We start from the raw sequence: 21,279 nt of genomic DNA, 5'->3' as shown, positions 1-21,279 counted from the left end.
CAGCGGTCGAGGAAACGCACTCAACTGCCGCGATCCGGTCCCAGAGGAGCCGAGCGGGTGCGCTGGGCCGGCCAGCGTGGGGCCGTACGAGGCGAGTGGCGACGCGGTTAGCGGAACTTGTTCCAATCCAATCGGCCGGTCCACGTCGGCCAGACCAGCGCACCGGCAAGAACCACGCCAAGAGCCAGTGCCCAGACCGAGAAGAAGTCCGGACCCGTCCTGACGTCGGCGACATTGCCTGAGGGGTCTTCGGGGTCGTACACGAGTTCCGTGCGGTCGCCAACTTGCGGCTGGGGATCCCAGAAGTAGTTCCCAACCTCAGCCGTGACCTCGCGGCCAGTACGGTCCTGAAAACGAAGCACTACGTAGTCGTCTCGGCGCTCCTCGTGCACCTCGAGAACCGATCCGATGGCTCGTTGGCCGTGGTCCCTGAGTGCAACGGCGGACTGATAGGCGATGACCGTTCCGATGGTGCAAGCGAGAGCGACCGCCGTGAGAAAACCCGCCGAGACCTTCGGACTGTTAGCAAAGGCGGCAAACTTGTTGGGCGGCTTGGGTGGCACGTGGCGGCACCCTAGCAAGGGAAGTTCAAGGACACGACGCGGTAGGGGGTGTCATGGCAACGTCCTCATCTGCCGCCGGTCGTGCTGATGAGCGCGTGTGCTCCGGTAGGCGGCACTCGTTCTCGCCGCTAGGGTCCGCTCATGGCTCAGACGGCATCGCATGTGAAGCCCCCAGCACTCACGCCCGAGTCGAGGGGTTTCAGCCGGCGTTGGGCAGCTGTCGCCGCACTTGTTGGTGGCATGGGTCTTTCATCCCTCCTGGCCATCCTTGGCTGGTTCCTCGGGGCGGCTTCACTGACCGCGGTAGAGCCGAATGGTTTGTTCGTGGACTGCGGCCCGGCCCTCTTCAATCGCCTTGACCCGCTTCCTGATGCGACGTGCTCGAACGCCTACTTCCCGTTGCCGGTTGTGAGCGTCCTTTTCATCGTTGTTGGCGTTGTCGGTGCGATCCTGTGCCTCGCCCTTCTCGCCCGCAGGGCGACCTCGACGACGCGGTCGACGTAACGCACTCACATGCCGCGATCCGCTACTCGGTGGGTCGGGTCACCGATTCCTCTGTCGGGTCCCATTCCATGATGCGCCGGAACACCCGATACTCGTCGCGCTGCTCGTCCGTGATGCGACAGTCGGGATCTGAGCACCATCCGGAATCCTCAGGCACGAACCACCGGCTCCGGTCGCGACGAGGTTTCTGCCGCCCTGGCCTTCGTGGCCAGACGTGCGGCACCTTCCAGTCGGCACCACAAACGGGGCAGGGGTGCTCGTTGTCCGGGTAGATCACGGCTGCCACGCTAGATCGAACGTTGGACTCGACGCACGCACTTGGCGCCCGGAGACCGAACCCTGGCCGGGCGAAGCGGCAAGAGCGGATCGTGGACGCCCCACTAGGGCACGCTTCGAAATCCGACTCCCCATTTGCGCAGGTCAGACCATGTTTTCGACGGCGCCCCCGGCAGGACTCGAACCTGCGACCTCGAGATTAGAAGGCTCTTGCTCTATCCGGCTGAGCTACGGGGGCCGGGCACCCGGTCCGCCGGATGCCGCCGCCAGTCTAGGTGCGCGAGAGCGGCGCCGGACCGCACCTCACCCACCGAGGGGGAGCCGGGCGAGCACCTCGTGGCGGGGCCGGTGGCCGCGCTCCCGGGGGAGGTGCGAGGCGACGACCGTGACGTCCTCCACGGTCCACGACGGCCCGCGGTAGCCGTCGAGGACGCGCACCCACCGGCTGGCGTCGAGCGGCCGGGCGACGCGGGCGAGGGTGACGTGGGGGAGGAAGGGACCACCCTCGGGCGCGGCGCCGACGACCGAGCAGGCCGAGCGCACCGAGCGGGCCAGCGGCGCGAGCGCCTCGCCCCCCTCGATCCCGGCCCACAGCACCCGCGCCCGCGTGACGTCGGGGAAGCAGCCGCCACCGGACAACGAGAGGGACAGCGGAGCGGCTCGCGAGACCGCCGCCCCGACACCCTCGACGAGGTCCTCGACGACCCGCTCGGGTGCCGCTCCCATGAAGGCCAGGGTCACGTGCCACTGGTGTGCCGCCGACCAGCGCAGGTCCGCGCCGGCCTCGCGCCGCACGTCGAGGACGTCGTCGAGGTCCTCGGCGACGGGCTCCGGGAGGTCGACCGAGACGAAGAGGCGCACCGCGCCATCATCGCCCCCGCCCGACGCGCGGCGCGTCCGCCGCGCCACCGGCGACCCACGGCCCGCGCCGACGGTGCACCCCCGACGGTTCCCGGCGCGCCCCGGCGAATGGCGGGAGCACCCTGCCGGGGTCGTTAGGCTTGACGGTGTGACAGTGGTCGGGGAGGTCGAGGGACTGGTCTCCGCCGTCGAGACCCTGCGGGAGGCCGTCGACCGCGCGAGCCTGCCGCTCGACGTGCCGACCCGCGCCCGCGCCGAGGCCTCGCGCCGAGCGCTCCTCCAGCAGCTCGACGACTACGTCGTCCCGCGCCTGCGCTCCCTCGACGCCCCGCTCCTCGCGGTCGTCGGCGGCTCCACGGGCGCCGGGAAGTCGACCCTCGTCAACTCCGTCATCGGCGCCACGGTGAGCCGGTCCGGCGTCCTGCGGCCCACGACGACCTCGCCCGTCCTCGTCCACCACCCCGAGGACCGGCACTGGTTCGAGGACGCGCGGATCCTGCCCGACCTCGCCCGGGTCACCGGCGGCTCGCTCGACGACGAGCAGCACGGGACCGTGCGCCTCGTCGAGTCGCGCGCCCTCCCGGCCGGGATGGCGCTGCTCGACGCCCCCGACATCGACTCCGTCGTCTCCGCCAACCGCGCCATCGCCACCCAGCTGCTCTCGGCCGCCGACCTGTGGCTCTTCGTCACCACGGCCGCCCGGTACGCCGACGCGGTGCCGTGGGACCTGCTGCGCACCGCCGCCGACCGCGGCACCGCCGTCGCGATCGTCCTCGACCGCATCCCCGCCGAGGCCGTCGAGGAGATCCGCCCGCACCTCGCGGCGATGCTGCGCGAGCAGGGCCTGCCGACCGCCCCCATCTTCACCGTCCCCGAGACCACCCTCGACGCCGACGGCCGCCTCCCCGAGGACGCCGTGGCCCGGCTGCGCGCCTGGCTGCAGGCCCTCGCCGGCGACGCCAGGGCCCGCTCGATCGTCGTCGGCCAGACGCTGCGCGGCGCGATCGAGTCGCTGTCCGGCCGCACGGCCGAGCTCGTCGTCGCCAGCCGCGACCAGCAGGACGCGGCGGCCGCGCTACGCAAGGCCGCCGACGACGCGTTCGCCGAGGCCCGCCGCCGGGTCGGCGACGGGATGACCGACGGCACGCTGCTGCGCGGCGAGGTGCTCGCCCGCTGGCAGGAGTTCGTCGGCACCGGTGAGTTCTTCCGGCAGGTCGAGACGACGATCGCCAAGTGGCGCGACCGCCTCACGGCCGCCGTCAAGGGGACCCCTCCGCCGTCCGGCTCCCTCGGCGAGGCCCTGCACACCGGGGTCGCGGCCCTCGTCGTCTCCAACGCGGAGGCGGCCACCTCCGAGACGGTGCGCTCCTGGCGCCGGCTCGCCGGCGGGGCTGCGATCCTGCGCGACCACCCGGACCTCACCAAGCCCTCGGCGAACCTCGGTCCCGACGTCGAGCGGCTCGTGCGCGAGTGGCAGGGCGACGTCCTCGAGCTCGTCCGCTCCGAGGGGGCGGGGCGGCGCACGAGCGCGCGCATCGCGGCCTACGGCGTCAACGCCATCGGGCTCTTCCTCATGCTCGTGGCGTTCAGCAGCACGGGCGGGCTCATCGGCGCCGAGATCGGCATCGCCGGCGGCACCGCGATCCTCGCGCAGCGCGTCCTCGAGGCGATCTTCGGCGACCAGGCCGTGCGCGACATGGCCGCCAAGGCCCGCGCGCGCCTGCTCGAGATGACCGACGAGCTGTACGACGCCGAGCGGCGGCGCTTCGACGACGCCCTCGGTGGGTCGGTGGCCCCGTCGGACCAGGCGGTCAGGCTGTCGAGCGCGGCGGCCCGGGTGCGGGCGGTGGTGCGGTGAGCCCGGTGCGCATGGGCTCGGCGCGGGGCGCCGTCGTGTCGCCCGAGCGCCTCGCCGCGGCCTCCGACGCCCTCTCGGCCGCCGTCGCCGCCGGGGGCGAGCAGCTCCCGGCCGAGGAGCGCCGTCGTGCCGACGCCGTCGTCACCAAGGTCACCCAGCGCACCGCGCTCGTCGGCGGCCACACCGTCGTCGCGCTCGCGGGGGCGACCGGCAGCGGCAAGTCCTCCCTCTTCAACGCCCTCGTCGGCGCCGACGTCGCCAAGGTGGGGGTGCGCCGCCCGACGACCTCGACACCCACGGCCGCGGTCTGGGGCGGCGAGCCGGCGGGGGAGCTCCTCGACTGGCTCGGCGTCGGGACCCGGCACCTCGTCGAGACCCCCGATGGCGACGCGGCCCAGGTCGGCACCCTCGACGGCCTCGTCCTGCTCGACCTGCCCGACTTCGACTCGCGGGAGGAGGCCAACCGCGACGAGGCCCAGCGCGTCCTCGAGCTCGTCGACCTCTTCGTCTGGGTCACCGACCCGCAGAAGTACGCCGACGCCCGGCTCCACGACGACCACGTGGCGGCGCTCGCGACCCACGAGGCCGTGACCATCGTCGTGCTCAACCAGGCCGACCGGCTCACCGCGGCCGAGGTCCAGCAGTGTCGCGCCGACCTCGTGCGCCTCATGGAGCGCGACGGCGTGCCGCGGGCCACGGTCCTCGCCACCTCGGTGGCCACCGGCCACGGGATCGACGAGCTCCGCCAGCGCCTCGCCAACGCCGTCGCCGCCCGCACCTCCGCCCGCTCCCGCCTCGCCGGCGACGTCCGGATGGCGGCCGGCGCCCTCACCGACCACGTCGCCGCGTCGGAGGCCGGGGTCGAGGCGCGCGTGCGCGCCGAGCTCCTCGACGCCCTCGCTCGCTCGGCGGGCGTGCCGACGGTCGTCGAGGCGGTCAGGCGCGACTACAAGATGGAGGCCGTCGCCGCCACGGGCTGGCCGTTCACCCGGTGGGTGCAGCGCCTCAAGGCCCGGCCGCTGCGGCGGTTGCGCCTCGACGGCCGCGACATCCGGGTGTCCGACGCCGACGTGCGCTCCGTCCTCGGGCGGTCCTCGCTGCCCCCGCCGTCGCCGGCTGCGCGCGCGGCGGTCGACATCGCCACCCGCCGGCTCGCCGACCGGGCCGCGGCCGGGCTGCCCACACCCTGGGCCGAGGCGGTCGAGCACGCTGCGACCCCTCCGGGGGCCGCCCTCGGCGACGCCCTCGACCAGGCGGTCGTCGGGACCTCCCTGTTCGTCCGCTCACCCGTGTGGTGGCGGGTGCTCGGGGCGCTCCAGCTGCTCCTCGCCGCGACCGCGGTCGCCGGGCTCCTCTGGCTCGCCCTCTACGTCGTCCTCGGCTGGCTCCAGCTCGACGCCGTCGTCGGCGAGCCTCCGACGCTCGGCGTGCTGCCGGTGCCGGTGGTGCTCCTCGTCGGCGGCCTGCTCGCCGGCGTGCTGCTCGCCGGGATCTCGCGCTGGCTCGCCGGCATCGGGGCGCGTCGTCGTGGCCGGGTCATGGACCGGCGGCTGCGCGACTCCATCGAGGTCGTCGCCGACGAGCGGATCGTCGCCCCCGTCGAGCGGGTGCTCGAGCGGCACGGCGCGACGCGCGAGGCGCTCTCGCGCGCCGCGGCCGTCTGACGCCTGCTCCTGAGAGCAGCCGGTCGTCCACAGGCGCGGCTCGAGCGAGCCGTCGTCCACAGGTTTCCCGGGGTGCTCCCGCGGTGACGCGCCCGCCGGTTGGGTGGTCGTGGGGCCCCGAGCGGCGGGGCCGAGGGAGGACCGACATGAACGAGACCTACGTGACCATCAGGGGACGCCTCACCGCCGACCCGAACCCCCGCACCACCCGGGCGGGCGCACCGATGACGACCTTCCGGCTCGCGACCTCGGCCCGGCGCCCGGTCCAGGGGCAGCCGGGCCAGTGGGCCGACACCGAGCCGAGCTTCTACGACGTCGTCACCTACCGGTCCCTCGCCGGGAACGCGGCGGCGTCGCTGCGCAAGGGCCAGCCGGTCGTCGTCCACGGCCGGCAGCGGATCACCTCGTGGCAGCGCGGGGACGGCTCGACCGGCTGGAACGTCGAGGTCGACGCCGACACCGTGGGTCACGACCTGTTCTTCGGGTCGGCCGCCTTCAGCCGGGTGTCGCTGGCGCGCGACGCCCAGCCGGCCTACGTCGTCGACGGCGAGCAGCCGCCGACGCCCGACGACCCGGCGCACCCCACGCCCGACGGAGGTGAGGAGGCCGCGGCGCCGGCGGCGTGAGCCCGGCGGGCCGGTCGCGGGGGAGCGGATTCGGGGCTGGGGCGCTCCGGTCGTTAGCCTTGACCCCATGCCCGAGTTCATCTACGTCATGTCCCGTGCCCGCAAAGCGCACGGCGACAAGGTCATCCTCGACGACGTCACCCTGTCGTTCCTCCCCGGCGCCAAGATCGGCGTCGTCGGCCCGAACGGCGCGGGCAAGTCGTCGGTGCTGAAGATCATGGCCGGGCTCGACCAGCCGTCCAACGGCGAGGCCCGCCTGACCCCGGGGTACTCGGTCGGGATCCTCATGCAGGAGCCCGAGCTCAACGAGGAGAAGACGGTCCTCGGCAACGTCGAGGAGGGCGCGGGCGAGATCAAGGCCAAGCTCGACCGCTACAACGAGATCTCGGCGCTCATGGCCGAGCCCGACGCCGACTTCGACGCGCTCATGGCCGAGATGGGCCAGCTCCAGGAGGCCATCGACGCCGCCGACGCCTGGGACCTCGACTCCCAGCTCGAGCAGGCGATGGACGCCTTGCGCTGCCCGCCGCCGGACGCCGACGTCACGGTGCTCTCCGGTGGTGAGCGCCGTCGCGTCGCGCTGTGCAAGCTGCTCCTCCAGAAGCCCGACCTGCTCCTCCTCGACGAGCCCACGAACCACCTCGACGCCGAGTCGGTCCTCTGGCTCGAGCAGCACCTCGCGGCGTACCACGGCGCCGTCGTCGCCGTGACGCACGACCGGTACTTCATGGACAACGTCGCGCAGTGGATCCTCGAGCTCGACCGTGGCCGGGCCTACCCCTACGAGGGCAACTACTCGACCTACCTGGAGAAGAAGCAGGCCCGCCTCCACGTCCAGGGCAAGAAGGACCAGAAGCTCTCCAAGCGCCTCGCCGAGGAGCTCGAGTGGGTGCGCAGCAACGCCAAGGCCAAGCAGACGAAGTCCAAGGCGCGCCTGGCCCGCTACGAGGAGATGGCCGCCGAGGCCGACCGCACGCGCAAGCTCGACTTCGACGAGATCCAGATCCCGCCGGGTCCGCGCCTGGGCAGCAAGGTCATCGAGGTCAGGAACCTGCGCAAGGGCTTCGGCGACCGCATCCTCATCGAGGACCTGTCGTTCACGTTGCCCCGCAACGGGATCGTCGGCGTCATCGGCCCCAACGGCGTCGGCAAGACCACCCTGTTCAAGACGATCGTCGGGCTCGAGGACGCCGACGCCGGCCTCGTCGACGTCGGCGACACCGTCAAGGTGTCCTACGTCGACCAGAGCCGCGGTGGCCTCGACCCGAACAAGAACCTGTGGGAGACCGTCTCGGGCGGCCACGACTACATCAACGTCGGCCAGGTCGAGATCCCCTCGCGCGCCTACGTCAGCCAGTTCGGCTTCAAGGGCCCCGACCAGCAGAAGAAGGCCGGGGTGCTCTCCGGTGGCGAGCGCAACCGCCTCAACCTCGCGCTGACCCTCAAGGAGGGCGGCAACCTCCTCCTGCTCGACGAGCCGACCAACGACCTCGACGTCGAGACCCTCGGGTCCCTCGAGAACGCGCTGCTCGAGTTCCCCGGCTGCGCCGTGGTCATCAGCCACGACCGTTGGTTCCTCGACCGCGTCGCGACGCACATCCTCGCCTGGGAGGGCGACGACGAGAACCCGGCGAAGTGGTACTGGTTCGAGGGCAACTTCGAGTCGTACGAGGCGAACAAGGTCGAGCGCCTCGGCGAGGACGCCGCGCGTCCGCACCGGGTCACCTACCGCAAGCTCACCCGCGACTGACGAGGGCCCGACTGCCCGGACGCGGTGCGTGCGGCGGCTAGGGTGTGCGCCGTGGACAGCGAGACCCCCGGACCCCGACCTCACGAGGTCTCGGTCGTCGTCCCGGTGTACGGCGGGGAGCGCACCCTGCGCGCGGTCGTCGAGGAGCTGGCGCCGAGCACGGCGGGCCGCACGACGCCTGAGGGCCGCACCTACCGCGTCACCGAGGTCCTGCTCGTCCACGACTGCGGCCCCGACCGCTCCGACGACGTCATCCGCGAGCTCGCCGCCGAGCACGACTGGGTGCGGGCGGTGTGGCTGAGCCGCAACTTCGGCCAGCACGCGGCCACGCTCGCCGGCATCGCGGCGTCCGGAGGGGAGTGGGTCGCGACGATGGACGAGGACGGCCAGCACGACCCCGAGCACCTCGGCGCCCTCCTCGACACGGCGATGACCCAGCAGGCCGACGTCGTCTACGCGCGCCCCACGAACGAGCCGCCGCACGGCGCCCTGCGCAACCTCGCGTCGAGAAGTGCCAAGGGCCTGGTCCACCGACTCGCCAAGGGCGCCCAGGCGGCCGACTTCAACAGCTACCGGCTCGTGCTGGGGGAGGTCGCCCGCTCGGTGGCCGCCTACTCCGGGCCCGGCATCTACCTCGACGTCGCCATCGCCTGGGTGGCCCGGCGCGTCGTCACCTGTCCCGTCGAGATGCGCGGCGAGGGTGACCGACCCTCGGGCTACAGCATGCGCAGCCTGGTCTCGCACTTCTGGCGCCTCGTCCTGTCCAGCGGCACCCGCCCGCTGCGCTGGGTCAGCGCCCTGGGCGCCGCCGCGGTCGTCCTCGCGCCGGTCGTGGCGCTCGCACTCATCGCCGGACGTGCCGTCGGGAGCTGGGCGGTCCCCGGCTGGACCTCGACGATGATCCTCCTCATGGTGGCCACGGGCATCCTCCTGTTCAGCCTCGGCGTCATCGCCGAGTACGTGGGCATGGCCGTCAACATGGCGATGGGCAAGCCGCTCTACCTCCCGGTCCGCGACCCGCGCGAGGGACCGCTGGGACGGGACCGCGCGTGAGCGAGCCCCCCGGCCGACCTCTCGCGTGGGTCGTCGGGGCCGGCGGGCTCGTCGGGCGCCACGTCGTCGCGGCCGAGGCGGTCACCGGGTCCGAGGTCGTGACGACCGAGGTGCCGTGGCGCGACGAGGCGGCCAGCATCGACGCCCTCACCGACGCGGTCGCGGACCTCGCCGCGCGCCGTGCCGGACGGCCGTGGACCGTCGCCTGGTGCGCGGGCGCGGGTGTCGTCGCGACGGCCGAGGAGGCGCTCGAGTCCGAGGTCCGGGTCTTCGCCGCCACCATGCGGGCGCTGCGCACGTCGCTGACCCCCGAGGACGACGGGGTCGTCTTCCTCGCCTCGTCCGCCGGAGGCCTCTACGCCGGGTCCCGCACCCCGCCGTTCGACGAGCGCAGCGACCCCCGGCCCCTCGTGCCGTACGGCCGCGCCAAGCTGGCGATGGAGCAGCACGTCGCCGACCTCGTCCGGGGGACCGGGCTGCGCGCCCTCCTCGGGCGCCTCTCCAACGTCTACGGGCCGGGACAGACGCTCGGCAAGCCCCAGGGCCTGCTGAGCCAGCTCTGCCTCGCCCACGCCACCGGCCGCCCCCTCCCGGTCTTCGTCTCGATGGACACCATCCGCGACTACCTCTACGCCCCCGATGCCGGCCGGATGGTCGTGCGGGCCGTCGACCTCGCGCGGCTCGAGCCGCCGGGGACGGTCGTGGCCAAGGTCCTCGCGAGCGGCGCCCCGGTCACGGTCGGGCACCTCGTCGCCGAGGCCCGCCGCGTGTTCCACCGCCCGCTGCGGACGATCCCCGTCGGAGGACGCGGCGCCGGACAGGTCCTCGACCTCCGGCTGTCGTCGACGCTGTGGCCCGAGGTCGACGCGCTCGCGTCGACGACGCTCCCGGCAGGGCTGTCGCGCACCGGCGCCGACGTCCTCGCCCGGGTGACCTCCGGCGGCCCGCTCGACGGCTGAACCGTCGGGGTGGAGCCGCGCAGGATCCCGTCAGTCGGTGCGGGTGGCGGCGAGGAAGACCGAGGAGCCGAACGGCAGGTCGCCTCGCGAGAGGACGACCCGGTCGAACCGGGAGACGGCCGTCAGCATCGTGTTGACCGGACGCGGCACCTTCGGGACCTCGACGATGTCGACCGGACCGCTCCTGCGGCGGGCGGCGATCTTGCGGGCGGTCCGCTCGGCCGCGAACATCGGGAAGACCGTCGCGAAGCCGTAGGTGGCGCGCTCGACGCGGAAGCCGGCCCGCTCGACGGCGGCGACGGCCCGGCGCCTGGTGTACCTGCGGTGGTGGCCGTTGGCGACGTCGAAGTCGGTCCAGGCCCACGTGTAGGCCGGCACCGACATGAGGAAGCGCCCTCCCGGGCGCAGCACCCGCCGGACCTCGGCGAGCGCGACGTCCTCGGGGTCGCAGTGCTCGATGACGTCGAAGGCCGACACGACGTCGAAGGCGCCGTCGGCGAACGGCAGGGCGAGGGCGGAGCCGCAGACCCCGTCGGACCCGAGGCCGCGGGGGTCGATGTCGAGGGCGGCGGTGCGCTCGACGGCGTCGCGCAGCCAGGCCGCGCTCGGACCGTCGGCGCTGCCGAGGTCGAGCGCCGTCCCGGAGCCCTCGACGTAGTGCCGGAGCGCGACCTCGAGCAGGTCGGCACGGGCGACGTACCACCAGTAGCCGGGGTTCTCGATGGAGGCCGAGCCACCGTGGCCCGCGTAGATCTGCGCTTGCTCGGTCACCGCGTCACTGTAGCGGGGGTCGCGGCAGGGCCCGGCGAGGCCCTCGGGTCGCCGCCACGCGCCGCCCCGCGCCGTCAGCCGTCGGCGCGCACGAGCCGCACGGCGAGGTCGCCGTACGCCGACTCGATGGCCTCCGGGGTGCGGCGCACCTCGGGGCTGTACCAGCGGGCGACGTCGATCGCCATCGACAGCAGGGCGAGGGAGGTGGCCGAGACGTCGGCGACGGTGAACTCGCCGCTCGCGACGCCGTCGCGCAGCACGCCGGCGACGACCTGGTCGATCTCGCGGCGCAGCATGAGCACCTCGTCGCGGTGCTCGGGGGAGAGGTGCCGGAACTCGAACTGGACGATCCGCCCGAGGGAGTAGTGCTCGGCGTGCCAGCGCGAGAAGCCGCCGACGATGCTGCGCAGCGCGTCGGTGGGGGTGGGGCCGGCCTCGCGGGCGGCGACGAGGAGGTCGCGGGCCCGCTCGTGCCCCCGGCGGCTCAGCTCGAAGAGCAGGACCTCCTTGGAGGCGAAGTGGACGTACACCCCGGCGGGGGAGAGCCCGGCCCGCGAGGCGATGTCGCGGGTCGTCGTCGCATGGAAGCCGCGCTCGGCGAAGGCGTCGGCCGCCGCGAGCATGATCCGCACGGCGGTGTCGGCGTGGTCGCCGGTCGACGCCGACCGGCCTCCCTCGGGGGCGAGGGCGGCGAGGACGGCGGTCTCGCTCAGCGGTGTGGCACTCGGCACGGTTGACAGCATGCCGCACCCTCGCCAAACTAAGCAAGCGCTTAGTCAACGCGGTCCCCGCGACCCCCACGCTCCAGGAGTGCCATGCCCCGCAACATCTACTCGTCCGAGCACGAGGACTTCCGCGCCTCGGTGCAGGAGTTCGTCGAGCGGACCCTCAAGCCGCGCGCCGAGCAGATGCTCGAGGTCAAGGCGATCGACCGCGACATCTGGAAGGAGGCCGGCTCCCAGGGGCTGTTCGGCCTCGACATCCCCGAGGAGTTCGGCGGGATGGGCAACGACGACTACCGCTTCAACGCGGTCGCCGCCGAGGTGCTCAACGGCTTCAACGCCGCCGTCGGCTCGTGCTTCGGCATCCACAGCGACGTCTGCCCGCCGTACATCGTCGACCTCGGGACCCAGGAGCAGAAGGAGCGCTGGCTGCCCGCGATGGCCGCGGGCGAGAAGATCTGCGCCATCGCCATGACCGAGCCCGGCGGTGGCTCCGACCTCGCCGCCCTCAAGACGACCGCGGTCCGCGACGGCGACCACTGGGTCGTCAACGGCAGCAAGACCTTCATCACCAACGGCTACCAGGCCGACCTGGTCATCGTCGCGACCCGCACCGACCCGAGCAAGGGCGCCAAGGGCATCACCCTGTTCATGGTCGAGGACGGGATGGAGGGCTTCACCCGCGGCCGCAAGCTCGACAAGGTCGGCCAGGAGGAGTCCGACACCGCCGAGCTGTTCTTCAGCGACGTGCGGGTCCCCGACTCCAACCGGATCGGCGAGGAGGGCATGGGCTTCATCGCGATGATGCAGCGGCTGCCCCAGGAGCGCGTCGGCGCCGCCGCGGCCAACGTCGCGCACGCCAAGCAGATCCTCATGGAGACCATCGAGTACGCCAAGGAGCGCAAGGCGTTCGGCCAGTCGATCGGCTCGTTCCAGCACAACAAGTTCAAGATCGCCGAGCTCGTCACCTCGATCGAGGTCGCCGAGGCCTACGTCGACGACTGCATCGAGGCGCACTCCGAGGGCCGCCTGTCCGCCGTCGACGCCGCGAAGGCGAAGTGGTGGAGCGCACAGGTCCAGAACGACGTCCTCGACGAGTGCGTCCAGCTCCACGGCGGCTACGGCTTCATGAACGAGTACCGGGTGGCCCGTGCCTGGCGTGACGCCCGCGTCACGAAGATCTGGGCCGGCAGCAACGAGATCATGAAGGAGCTCATCGGCCGCGACCTCGGCCTCTGACCTGGGGGACGGGCCCGGGTCGACCTAGTGGTCGACCCGGGCCCGTGCGTGTCCGGACCCGACGGCACGCAGGACGCCCGCGACGAGGAGCGACTGCGCGGCGACGTAGGTCGCCATGACCCAGAAGCCCTGACCCGGCAGGGCGAAGCCGTCGGCGAACGCGTCGAGGGCGATGAGGCCGTCGGACACGAGGAAGAGCGCCCCACCGGCCGCGGTCAGCGTGTTGACGCCGGTGGAGAGCACTGCTGCCGCCCCGAGGAGTGCTCCGTAGACGAGCACCGGGACGAGCAGCCCACCCGCACCGCCGGCGCAGGCCGCGACGAGCGCCGCCACGACGGCGACGTACGGCAGGAGGAGCACGCGCCGCCGATGGAGCACGCTGCGCCGTCGGTGGGGCAGGAAGGCCGCGACGTAGGCGACCTGGGCGAGGAGGAAGAAGCCGACCATGAGGAGGAACGCCGCGTCGCCCTCGGCCAGTCGCGGCAGGCTGTCACCGAGCCACGACAGGCCCAGCGCCGCGAGCGTGAGGCGCACGAGGCGGCCGCGCGGGGCGGACGTCGCCAGCCGGAGCACGGCGGCGAGCAGGGGCATGAGCAGCACCTGCGTGACGTCGGCGAGCACGGCCGTGCCGGTCAGCTGAGCCGCGAGGTGGACCGCGGTGACGACCACGAGTCCGGCGAGGACGAGCCGCCGGAGCGGTCGACGAGGCGGCATGGCGCGAGCCTAGGGCCCGCGGCACCCGCGGCGGACACCCGGCCGGGCCGGCCCCCCGACGAGGGCCACGACGAGGGCGACCCGCCGGCCTGCCCCTCAGTCGAGGGGGCCGCCCGCGACGTAGACGACCTGGCCCGAGACGAACCCGGCCTCCTCGGAGACGAGGAAGGCGATCGTCGCGGCGATGTCCTCGGGCTGGCCGATCCGGCCGACGGGGATCTGGGCGGCGCTGTGCGCGACGAAGTCCTCGAAGGAGACCTTCATCCGCTCGGCCGTGGCGCGGGTCATGTCGCTCTGGACGAACCCGGGCGCGACGGCGTTGGCCGTGACCCCGAACTTCCCGAGCTCGATGGCGAGCGTCTTGGTGAAGCCCTGGAGGCCGGCCTTGGCGGCGGCGTAGTTGGCCTGGCCCCGGTTGCCCTGGGCCGAGGACGACGACAGGTTGACGACCCGCCCGTACCGCTCCTTGGTCATGAACGCCTGGCACGCCCGGGTCATGAGGAAGGCGCCCTTGAGGTGCACCCCCATGACGGCGTCCCAGTCCTCCTCGGTCATCTTGAACAGGAGGTTGTCGCGGATGATCCCGGCGTTGTTGACGAGGACGACCGGCGGCCCGAGCTCGGCGGCCACGCGGGCGACGCCGGCCTCGACCTGCGCGGCGCTCGTGACGTCGACGCCGACGCCGAGGGCGCGTCCTCCGGCGTCCCGGACACGTCCGGCGACCTCCTCGCACGCGGACTCGTCGAGGTCGAGGACCCCGACGGCGAAGCCGTCGCGACCCAGGCGTTCGGCGGTGGCGGCCCCGATGCCGCGGGCTGCTCCGGTGACGATGGCGACGCGCTCGGTGGTCATGGGACGGAAGGCTAGCGGGGCGTCGTCAGCCGACGCCCTCGCCCGGATCCACCACGGCGTCGTCGAGCCGCGGGGCGAGGACGCGTGCGTGCTCTCACCACTGCCGACGGCCTCGACACGGTAGCCGGCTCACCGGGATGCTGCCCCTCTGTCGTGGAGGGGTCGGCGTCCGCCTGCTGAGGACGGGTTCGACGGCCGTTTTCGCCCCGTCGGGCCGCGACGGTAGGTTGACCTGCACTGCAGCGGGTACCCCGCAGGGGGACCGCGCGCGGGCACAGCACCGTCGCTGGTCTGCGAATGACCACACACGGAAGGCACCTCGTTGGAGATCTGGCCCGGAACGGCGTACCCCCTGGGAGCCACCTACGACGGCAGTGGCGTCAACTTCGCGTTGTTCAGCGAGGTCGCCGAGCGGGTCGAGCTGTGCCTGGTCGACGACGACGGCGGCGAGACCCGCGTCGACCTCCCCGAGGTCGACGGCTTCGTCTGGCACGCCTACCTCCCGGGCCTGCAGCCCGGGCAGCGCTACGGCTACCGCGTCCACGGCCCCTACGAGCCGAGCCAGGGCCACCGCTGCGACCCGAGCAAGCTGCTCCTCGACCCGTACGCGAAGGCGATCGAGGGTCAGGTGAGCAACGACCAGTCGCTGTTCTCCTACGACTTCAAGAACCCCAGGAAGCGCAACACCACCGACAGCCTCGGCAAGACGATGCTCAGCGTCGTCATCAACCCCTACTTCGACTGGGGCCACGACCGGCCGCCGCGCCACGAGTACCACGAGACGGTCATCTACGAGGCGCACGTCAAGGGCCTGACGATGACCCACCCCGAGGTGCCCGAGGAGGTCCGCGGCACCTACGCGGGCATCGCGCACCCGGCGATCATCGACCACCTGACGACCCTGGGCATCACGGCCCTCGAGCTGATGCCGGTGCACCAGTTCGTCGACGACACCTCCCTGCAGGACCGCGGCCTGACGAACTACTGGGGCTACAACACCATCGGCTTCCTCGCGCCGCACAACGGCTACTCGCGCGGCCGCCGCGGCGAGCAGGTGACCGAGTTCAAGGCCATGGTCAAGGCGCTGCACGAGGCGAACATCGAGGTCATCCTCGACGTCGTCTACAACCACACCGCCGAGGGCAACGAGTTCGGCCCCACGCTGTGCTTCAAGGGGATCGACAACGCGGCGTACTACCGCCTCGTCGACGACACCAAGGAGCACTACTACGACACGACGGGCACCGGGAACAGCCTGCTCATGCGGCACCCGCACGTCCTCCAGCTCATCATGGACTCGCTGCGCTACTGGGTCACCGAGATGCACGTCGACGGCTTCCGCTTCGACCTCGCCGCCACCCTCGCCCGCCAGTTCCACGAGGTCGACAAGCTCTCGGCCTTCTTCGACCTCATCCAGCAGGACCCGGTCATCTCGCAGGTCAAGCTCATCGCCGAGCCCTGGGACGTCGGCGACGGCGGCTACCAGGTCGGCAACTTCCCCCCGCTGTGGACCGAGTGGAACGGGCAGTACCGCGACACGGTGCGCGACTTCTGGCGCGGCGAGCCGAGCACGCTCGCCGAGTTCGCGTCGCGGATCACCGGGTCGAGCGACCTCTACGAGCACAGCGGCCGCAAGCCCATCGCCAGCATCAACTTCGTCACCGCCCACGACGGCTTCACCCTGCGCGACCTCGTGTCGTACAACGAGAAGCGCAACGAGGCCAACGGCGAGGACGGCCGCGACGGCGAGAGCCACAACCGGTCGTGGAACTGCGGCGCCGAGGGCCCGACCGACGACCCCGAGGTCTCGGCCCTGCGCCTGCGCCAGCAGCGCAACTTCCTCACCACGCTCCTGCTGAGCCAGGGCGTGCCGATGATCGCCCACGGCGACGAGCTCGGCCGCACCCAGCAGGGCAACAACAACGTCTACTGCCAGGACAACGAGCTGTCGTGGGTCGACTGGGACCTCGGGGAGGACCAGAAGGAGCTCCTCGCGTTCACCTCCGCCCTCACCGCCCTGCGCCGCAACCACGCCGTGTTCCGCCGCCGCCGGTTCTTCGCCGGCAGCGCCGACCACGGTGGGCAGTCCGACATGGGCGACATCGCCTGGCTCCAGCCCTCGGGTGAGCCGATGGGCGAGGACGCCTGGAGCGACGGTGACGCCAAGCGCGTCATGGTCTTCCTCAACGGCGGCGCCATCCCCACCCCCGACTCGCGCGGCCGCCGCGTCCAGGACGACGACTTCCTCGTCCTGTTCAACGGCGACCACGAGGACCACGCCTTCACCCTGCCGGGCGAGGAGTTCGGCGAGCGGTGGGTCGCCGAGATCGACACCGCCGTCGAGGTCGTCGACCCCGACTGGCACGCCCCCCGCAGCGAGCTCCTCGTGCAGGCGCGGTCCGTCGTCGTCCTGCGCGACCAGCGTGAGGTCCCCACCGTCCCGGCGGGAGCCTCGACGACGACCAGGCCGTGACGATGACGACCCCTCACCGCCCGGACCCCGGCCGCGTCGTCCCCACGGCGACCTACCGCCTCCAGGTCCACGCCGGCTTCGGCTTCGACGCGGCGGCCGAGCACGTCGGCTACCTCGCCTCGCTCGGGGTCTCGCACGTCTACCTCTCGCCCATCCTCCAGGCCGCACCCGGCTCGGCTCACGGCTACGACGTCCTCGACCACACCCGGATCAGCGAGGAGGCCGGGGGACGCGAGGCCTTCGACCGCCTCGTGGCCGCGTGCCGCGAGCACGGGCTCGGCATCGTCGTCGACGTCGTCCCCAACCACATGACGGTGCCCGAGCCGGCGCACCTCAACGCCCCGTTCTGGTCGCTGCTGCGCGAGGGACGACGCAGCCCGTACGCCGGCTGGTTCGACGTCGACTGGGTGGCCGAGGACGACCGCATCCTCATGCCGGTGCTCGGCGGCACGCTCGAGGCCGCGCTCGAGGCCGGTGAGCTGACCCTCGCCGACGACGGCGGCCCCACGGGTCACGACCACGTCCTGCGGTACTACGCCCACGAGTTCCCCGTGGCGCCGGGGACCGAGGAGATGCCGCTCGCCGAGCTCGTCGAGGCGCAGGCCTACCGGCTCTCGAGCTGGCGCGAGGCGGGCGACGCCCTCAACTACCGCCGCTTCTTCGACGTCACCTCGCTCGTCGCGGTCCGGGTCGAGGACCCCGTCGTCTTCATGGCCACCCACGCGCTGCTCCTCGCGCTGCACGGTCACGGTGCCGTCGACGGCTTCCGGATCGACCACCCCGACGGCCTCGCCGACCCCGGGGGCTACCTCGAGCGGCTCGCCGACGCCACCGGCGACGCGTGGGTCGTCGCCGAGAAGATCCTCGAGGGCGAGGAACGACTCCCCGACTCGTGGCGCTGTGCCGGCACCACCGGGTACGACGCCCTCCTTCGGGTGCAGCAGGTGCTCACCCCCACGGCCGGCCTCCCGGCCCTCGACCGGCTCTGGGCGCAGGTCGCCCCCGACCGCCTGTCCCTGGCCGACGTCGTCACCGAGTCCAAGCGCCTCGTCGTCGACGACGTCCAGGCCGCCGAGGTCGACCGGCTGATGCGCCTCGTGCGCCGCGTCCTCGTCGGCGAGGACCTCGCGGCCCTGCGCCGTGCCCTCGAGGCGCTGCTCGTCTCGATGGACCGCTACCGCGCCTACGTCGTCCCTGGCCGCGGGGTCGACCCCGAGCAGGCCGCCGTCGTCGAGGGGGCCGCCGAGCGGGCGCGCGGGATCCTGGCGCCGAGCGACCACGACGCCCTCGCCGTCGTCGTCCGGCTCGTCCTCGGCGGTCCGCTGCCGCAGGCCCAGGTCGACAGCGGCCCGGCGGCCGACGAGTTCCGGCTGCGCTTCCAGCAGACGTGCGGGCCGGTCATGGCCAAGGGCATCGAGGACACGGCGTACTACCGGTGGTTCCGGCTCGCGGGCGCCAACGAGGTGGGCGGCCACCCTGACCACCCGTCCATCGGCGCCGACGAGTTCCACGCCTGGTGCGCCGAGCAGGTCGCCGGGTGGCCCACCGCGATGACCACGCTCACGACCCACGACACCAAGCGCTCCGAGGACGTCCGAGCCCGGCTGGTGCCGCTCGCCGAGGACGGCGAGGGCTGGGCGACCTGGCTCGAGGAGGCCCGGACGCTCGCCGCCGACCACCGGCTCGAGGGGCTCGACGACCCCACCGAGTACCTCGTGTGGCAGACGCTCGTCGGCACCTGGCCGATCACCGGCGCCCGGATCGAGGAGTACCTCCTCAAGGCGGTGCGGGAGGCCAAGGTGCACACCGCCTGGGTCGACGGCGATGCCGCCTACGAGGAGGCCGTCGTCGGGTTCGCACGGAACCTGCTGCACGACACCGCGATCCAAAAGCACCTCGACGCGTGGATGCTGGCGCACGAGCCCTCGGTGCGGGCGACGGTCCTCGCCCAGAAGCTGATCCAGCTGACGATGCCCGGTGTCCCCGACGTCTACCAGGGCTGCGAGGTCGTCTCCCTCAGCCTCGTCGACCCCGACAACCGGCGGCCCGTCGACTGGACCGACCTCGGCGTGCGCCTGGGCCGGGTCCTGGCCGACGAGCCGTCCTTCGACCTCGACGACGAGAAGCTGCGGGTCACCGCGCGCGCCCTGCGGGTGCGGCGCGACCACCCCGAGGCCTTCGTCGGGCCCTCGACGACCTACGCCGGGTGCGCCACGTCCTCCGAGCACGCGGTGGCCTTCGTCCGAGGTGACGCCGACGGGCCGCGGGCCGTCACGGTCGTGACCCGCGCGGCCGGCCTCCTCGCCGAGGGCGGCGGCTTCGGCGACGCGACGGTCGAGGTCCCCGCGGGTGCCTGGCGCGACGTGCTCTCCGAGCGTGACGTCGACTCCGACGGGTCGGGCGTGCGCCTCGCCGACCTCCTCGCCGACCGTCCCGTGGCCCTCCTCGTGGCGGTGACCCCGTGAGCGCCGACGACGGGCTGCGCGCGGTCTGCCGCCCGGGAGCCGGACGCGCCCCCATCGAGGTGTGGGCCCCGCTCGCCGAGCACGTCGCCGTCGAGTGGTCCCCCGCCGTACCCGAGGCGACCGATCGGTCACGTCAGGTACGGCGCGACGACATGACCGCGGTCGGCGACGGGTGGTGGCGCTGGGAGCCCCCGTCCGAGGCCGCCGACGCCACGCTCGACTACGCCTTCGTCCTCGACGGCGCCGAGCCGGCCCTGCCCGACCCGCGCAGCGCCTGGCAGCCCGAGGGGGTCCACGGCCCGAGCCGCTCCTTCGACCCGTCCCACTTCGGGTGGAGCGACGACGGGTGGCGCGGCCCCCGTGACGGGCACGGCGTCCTCGGCGGCGTGGTCTACGAGCTGCACGTCGGCACCTTCACCCCGGAGGGCACCCTCGACGCCGCCGCCGGGCGCCTCGACCACCTCGTCGCCCTGGGCGTCGACGTCGTCGAGCTGATGCCGCTCGTCGCCTTCCCCGGACGGTGGGGCTGGGGCTACGACGGCGTCGACCTGTACGCGGTCCACGACGGCTACGGCGGCCCGGAGGCCCTCCAGCGCTTCGTCGACGCCGCCCACGCGCGCGGCCTCGGCGTCGCCCTCGACGTCGTCCACAACCACCTCGGCGCGAGCGGCAACTACCTCTCGCGCTTCGGGCCGTACTTCACGCAGGGCCACCACACCCCGTGGGGCGCGGCCGTCAACCTCGACGACGCCGGTGCCGACCACGTCCGCGGCTTCCTCGTCGACAGCGTCCTGCGATGGTTCCGCGACTTCCACGTCGACGCCCTGCGCCTCGACGCCGTCCACGAGCTCAAGGACTCCTCGCCCCGGCACTACCTCGCCGAGCTCTCCGACGCCGTCACCGCGCTCGCGGCCGAGCTCGGCCGTCCGCTCGACCTCGTCGCCGAGAGCGACCTCAACGACACGATGATGGTGACGCCCACCGCCGAGGGCGGGCGGGGCATGACGGCGCAGTGGGACGACGACGTCCACCACGCGCTCCACGTCGCGCTGACCGGCGAGCGCCAGGGGTACTACGCCGACTTCGCCGGGGGAGCGGGCCGCGACGAGGGCGGGCCCCTCGCCGTCCTCGCGAAGGTGCTCACCCGTGGCTTCCTCCACGACGGGTCGCACAGCAGCTTCCGGAACCGGGCGTGGGGCGCCCCCGTCGACCGCGAGCACCTCGACGCGCGCCGCCTCCTGGGCTACCTCCAGACCCACGACCAGGTCGGCAACCGCGCCGTCGGCGACCGGATCTCGGCCACGGTCACGCCCGCCCGGCAGGCCGTGGGGGCCGCGCTGTACCTCCTCGCCCCCACGACGCCGATGGTGTTCATGGGCGAGGAGTGGGCGGCCTCCACGCCGTGGCAGTTCTTCACCGGCTTCGAGGAGGACTGGCTGGTCGAGGCGGTCCGCGCCGGCCGCCGGGCCGAGTTCGGACTGCACGGGTGGGCCTCCGACGAGGTGCCCGACCCGCAGGACCCGCACACCCGCGACCGTTCGGTCCTGCGCTGGGACGAGGTCGACGACGAGCCCCACGCGCGCGTCCTCCGCTGGTACTCCGCGTGCACCGCGCTGCGCCGGGTCCTCCTCGGCGACCAGCCGACCCGGCTCGCCGACGTCGCCGTGCGGGCCGACGACGCCGACGGCTGGGTCGTCCTCGAGCACCGGCCCGCCGGACGGGCGCCGTACGCCGTCGTCGCGAACCTCGGCGCCGAGCCGCGCGAGGTCCCCCTCGCCGGTGGGGGCGCCGTCCTCCTGGCGTGGGACCTCGACGCGACCTCGGTCTCGGGCACGGGCGTCACCCTCGCGCCCGACACCGCAGCGGTCGTCGCGCTCGCCTGAGCCGCCTCGTCGGCCGGGTCACGATCCGGCGACGACCCCGTCGCGG

At 73.0% G+C, this 21,279-nt stretch carries 16 protein-coding genes and 1 tRNA gene; 10 read left to right on the top strand and 7 right to left on the bottom strand.

From position 1 onward, the window contains the following. Positions 1–107: 107 nt before the first annotated feature. The 3 genes from ACFWN3_RS04105 to thpR all read right to left on the bottom strand — a co-directional run bounded on the left by ACFWN3_RS04105 (position 108) and on the right by thpR (position 2,204). Positions 108–563, bottom strand: a complete 456-nt coding sequence (locus tag ACFWN3_RS04105) for a DUF3592 domain-containing protein (protein WP_377643702.1) — start codon at positions 561–563, stop codon at positions 108–110. 944 nt (positions 564–1,507) lie between these two features. After that, positions 1,508–1,581 (bottom strand) — tRNA-Arg (locus ACFWN3_RS04100). A 65-nt stretch (positions 1,582–1,646) separates the two neighbouring features. Then, the gene (thpR, locus tag ACFWN3_RS04095) at positions 1,647–2,204 is read right to left on the bottom strand and encodes an RNA 2',3'-cyclic phosphodiesterase (protein ID WP_377643700.1); all 558 of its coding nucleotides are present in this window, start codon (positions 2,202–2,204) and stop codon (positions 1,647–1,649) included. A gap of 148 nt (positions 2,205–2,352) precedes the next feature. Here thpR and ACFWN3_RS04090 point away from each other — a divergent pair, with 148 nt between their 5' ends. The 6 genes from ACFWN3_RS04090 to ACFWN3_RS04065 all read left to right on the top strand — a co-directional run bounded on the left by ACFWN3_RS04090 (position 2,353) and on the right by ACFWN3_RS04065 (position 10,114). Continuing rightward, positions 2,353–4,062, top strand: coding sequence for a dynamin family protein (locus ACFWN3_RS04090; protein ID WP_377643698.1), 1,710 nt, complete (start codon positions 2,353–2,355; stop codon positions 4,060–4,062). Further along, positions 4,059–5,726: a GTPase gene (locus tag ACFWN3_RS04085; RefSeq protein WP_377643696.1), complete on the top strand. Its 1,668-nt coding sequence runs from the start codon at positions 4,059–4,061 to the stop codon at positions 5,724–5,726. Before ACFWN3_RS04090 ends, ACFWN3_RS04085 begins: the two co-directional genes overlap by 4 nt. Positions 5,727–5,872: 146 nt before the next feature. Next, positions 5,873–6,352: a single-stranded DNA-binding protein gene (locus ACFWN3_RS04080; RefSeq protein ID WP_377643694.1), complete on the top strand. Its 480-nt coding sequence runs from the start codon at positions 5,873–5,875 to the stop codon at positions 6,350–6,352. A gap of 67 nt (positions 6,353–6,419) precedes the next feature. After that, positions 6,420–8,102, top strand: a complete 1,683-nt coding sequence (gene ettA, locus ACFWN3_RS04075) for an energy-dependent translational throttle protein EttA (RefSeq protein ID WP_377643692.1) — start codon at positions 6,420–6,422, stop codon at positions 8,100–8,102. Between the two features lie 51 nt (positions 8,103–8,153). Next, positions 8,154–9,155 (top strand): glycosyltransferase, encoded by a 1,002-nt coding sequence (locus ACFWN3_RS04070; protein WP_377643690.1) that lies wholly within the window; start codon positions 8,154–8,156, stop codon positions 9,153–9,155. Then, on the top strand, positions 9,152–10,114 hold the full coding sequence (locus tag ACFWN3_RS04065; RefSeq protein ID WP_377643688.1) for an NAD-dependent epimerase/dehydratase family protein: 963 nt from the start codon (positions 9,152–9,154) through the stop codon (positions 10,112–10,114). Before ACFWN3_RS04070 ends, ACFWN3_RS04065 begins: the two co-directional genes overlap by 4 nt. A gap of 30 nt (positions 10,115–10,144) precedes the next feature. On the opposite strand, the gene ACFWN3_RS04060 is transcribed toward ACFWN3_RS04065, so the two are convergent. Next, positions 10,145–10,885, bottom strand: a complete 741-nt coding sequence (locus ACFWN3_RS04060) for a class I SAM-dependent methyltransferase (protein ID WP_377643686.1) — start codon at positions 10,883–10,885, stop codon at positions 10,145–10,147. 74 nt (positions 10,886–10,959) lie between these two features. Next, positions 10,960–11,616 carry a TetR/AcrR family transcriptional regulator gene (locus ACFWN3_RS04055; protein ID WP_377643684.1) on the bottom strand — a complete coding sequence of 219 codons (657 nt, stop codon included), beginning with the start codon at positions 11,614–11,616 and terminating at the stop codon, positions 10,960–10,962. 84 nt (positions 11,617–11,700) lie between these two features. On the opposite strand from ACFWN3_RS04055, the gene ACFWN3_RS04050 reads away from it, so the two are divergent. Further along, positions 11,701–12,846 carry an acyl-CoA dehydrogenase family protein gene (locus tag ACFWN3_RS04050; RefSeq protein ID WP_377643682.1) on the top strand — a complete coding sequence of 382 codons (1,146 nt, stop codon included), beginning with the start codon at positions 11,701–11,703 and terminating at the stop codon, positions 12,844–12,846. Positions 12,847–12,870: 24 nt separating this feature from the next. Here ACFWN3_RS04050 and ACFWN3_RS04045 read toward each other — a convergent pair whose 3' ends face one another. Both ACFWN3_RS04045 and fabG read right to left on the bottom strand, forming a co-directional pair. Next, positions 12,871–13,560: a lysoplasmalogenase family protein gene (locus tag ACFWN3_RS04045; RefSeq protein ID WP_377643680.1), complete on the bottom strand. Its 690-nt coding sequence runs from the start codon at positions 13,558–13,560 to the stop codon at positions 12,871–12,873. Between the two features lie 96 nt (positions 13,561–13,656). Next, positions 13,657–14,412 carry a 3-oxoacyl-ACP reductase FabG gene (gene fabG / locus ACFWN3_RS04040; protein WP_377643678.1) on the bottom strand — a complete coding sequence of 252 codons (756 nt, stop codon included), beginning with the start codon at positions 14,410–14,412 and terminating at the stop codon, positions 13,657–13,659. Positions 14,413–14,734: 322 nt separating this feature from the next. Here fabG and glgX point away from each other — a divergent pair, with 322 nt between their 5' ends. The 3 genes from glgX to treZ are packed head-to-tail and all read left to right on the top strand — an operon-like array spanning position 14,735 to position 21,233. Further along, the gene (gene glgX, locus ACFWN3_RS04035; RefSeq protein WP_377643676.1) at positions 14,735–16,885 is read left to right on the top strand and encodes a glycogen debranching protein GlgX; all 2,151 of its coding nucleotides are present in this window, start codon (positions 14,735–14,737) and stop codon (positions 16,883–16,885) included. 2 nt (positions 16,886–16,887) lie between these two features. After that, positions 16,888–19,350 carry a malto-oligosyltrehalose synthase gene (treY, locus tag ACFWN3_RS04030; RefSeq protein ID WP_377643674.1) on the top strand — a complete coding sequence of 821 codons (2,463 nt, stop codon included), beginning with the start codon at positions 16,888–16,890 and terminating at the stop codon, positions 19,348–19,350. After that, a complete protein-coding gene (gene treZ, locus ACFWN3_RS04025; protein WP_377643672.1) occupies positions 19,347–21,233 on the top strand; it encodes a malto-oligosyltrehalose trehalohydrolase in 1,887 nt (628 codons plus the stop codon). Before treY ends, treZ begins: the two co-directional genes overlap by 4 nt. Positions 21,234–21,279: the final 46 nt, after the last annotated feature.

Source organism: Oryzobacter terrae (assembly GCF_042756445.1).
Taxonomy (GTDB): Bacteria; Actinomycetota; Actinomycetes; order Actinomycetales; family Dermatophilaceae; genus Oryzobacter; species Oryzobacter terrae.
This window is presented reverse-complemented; position numbering and strand designations above follow the sequence as displayed.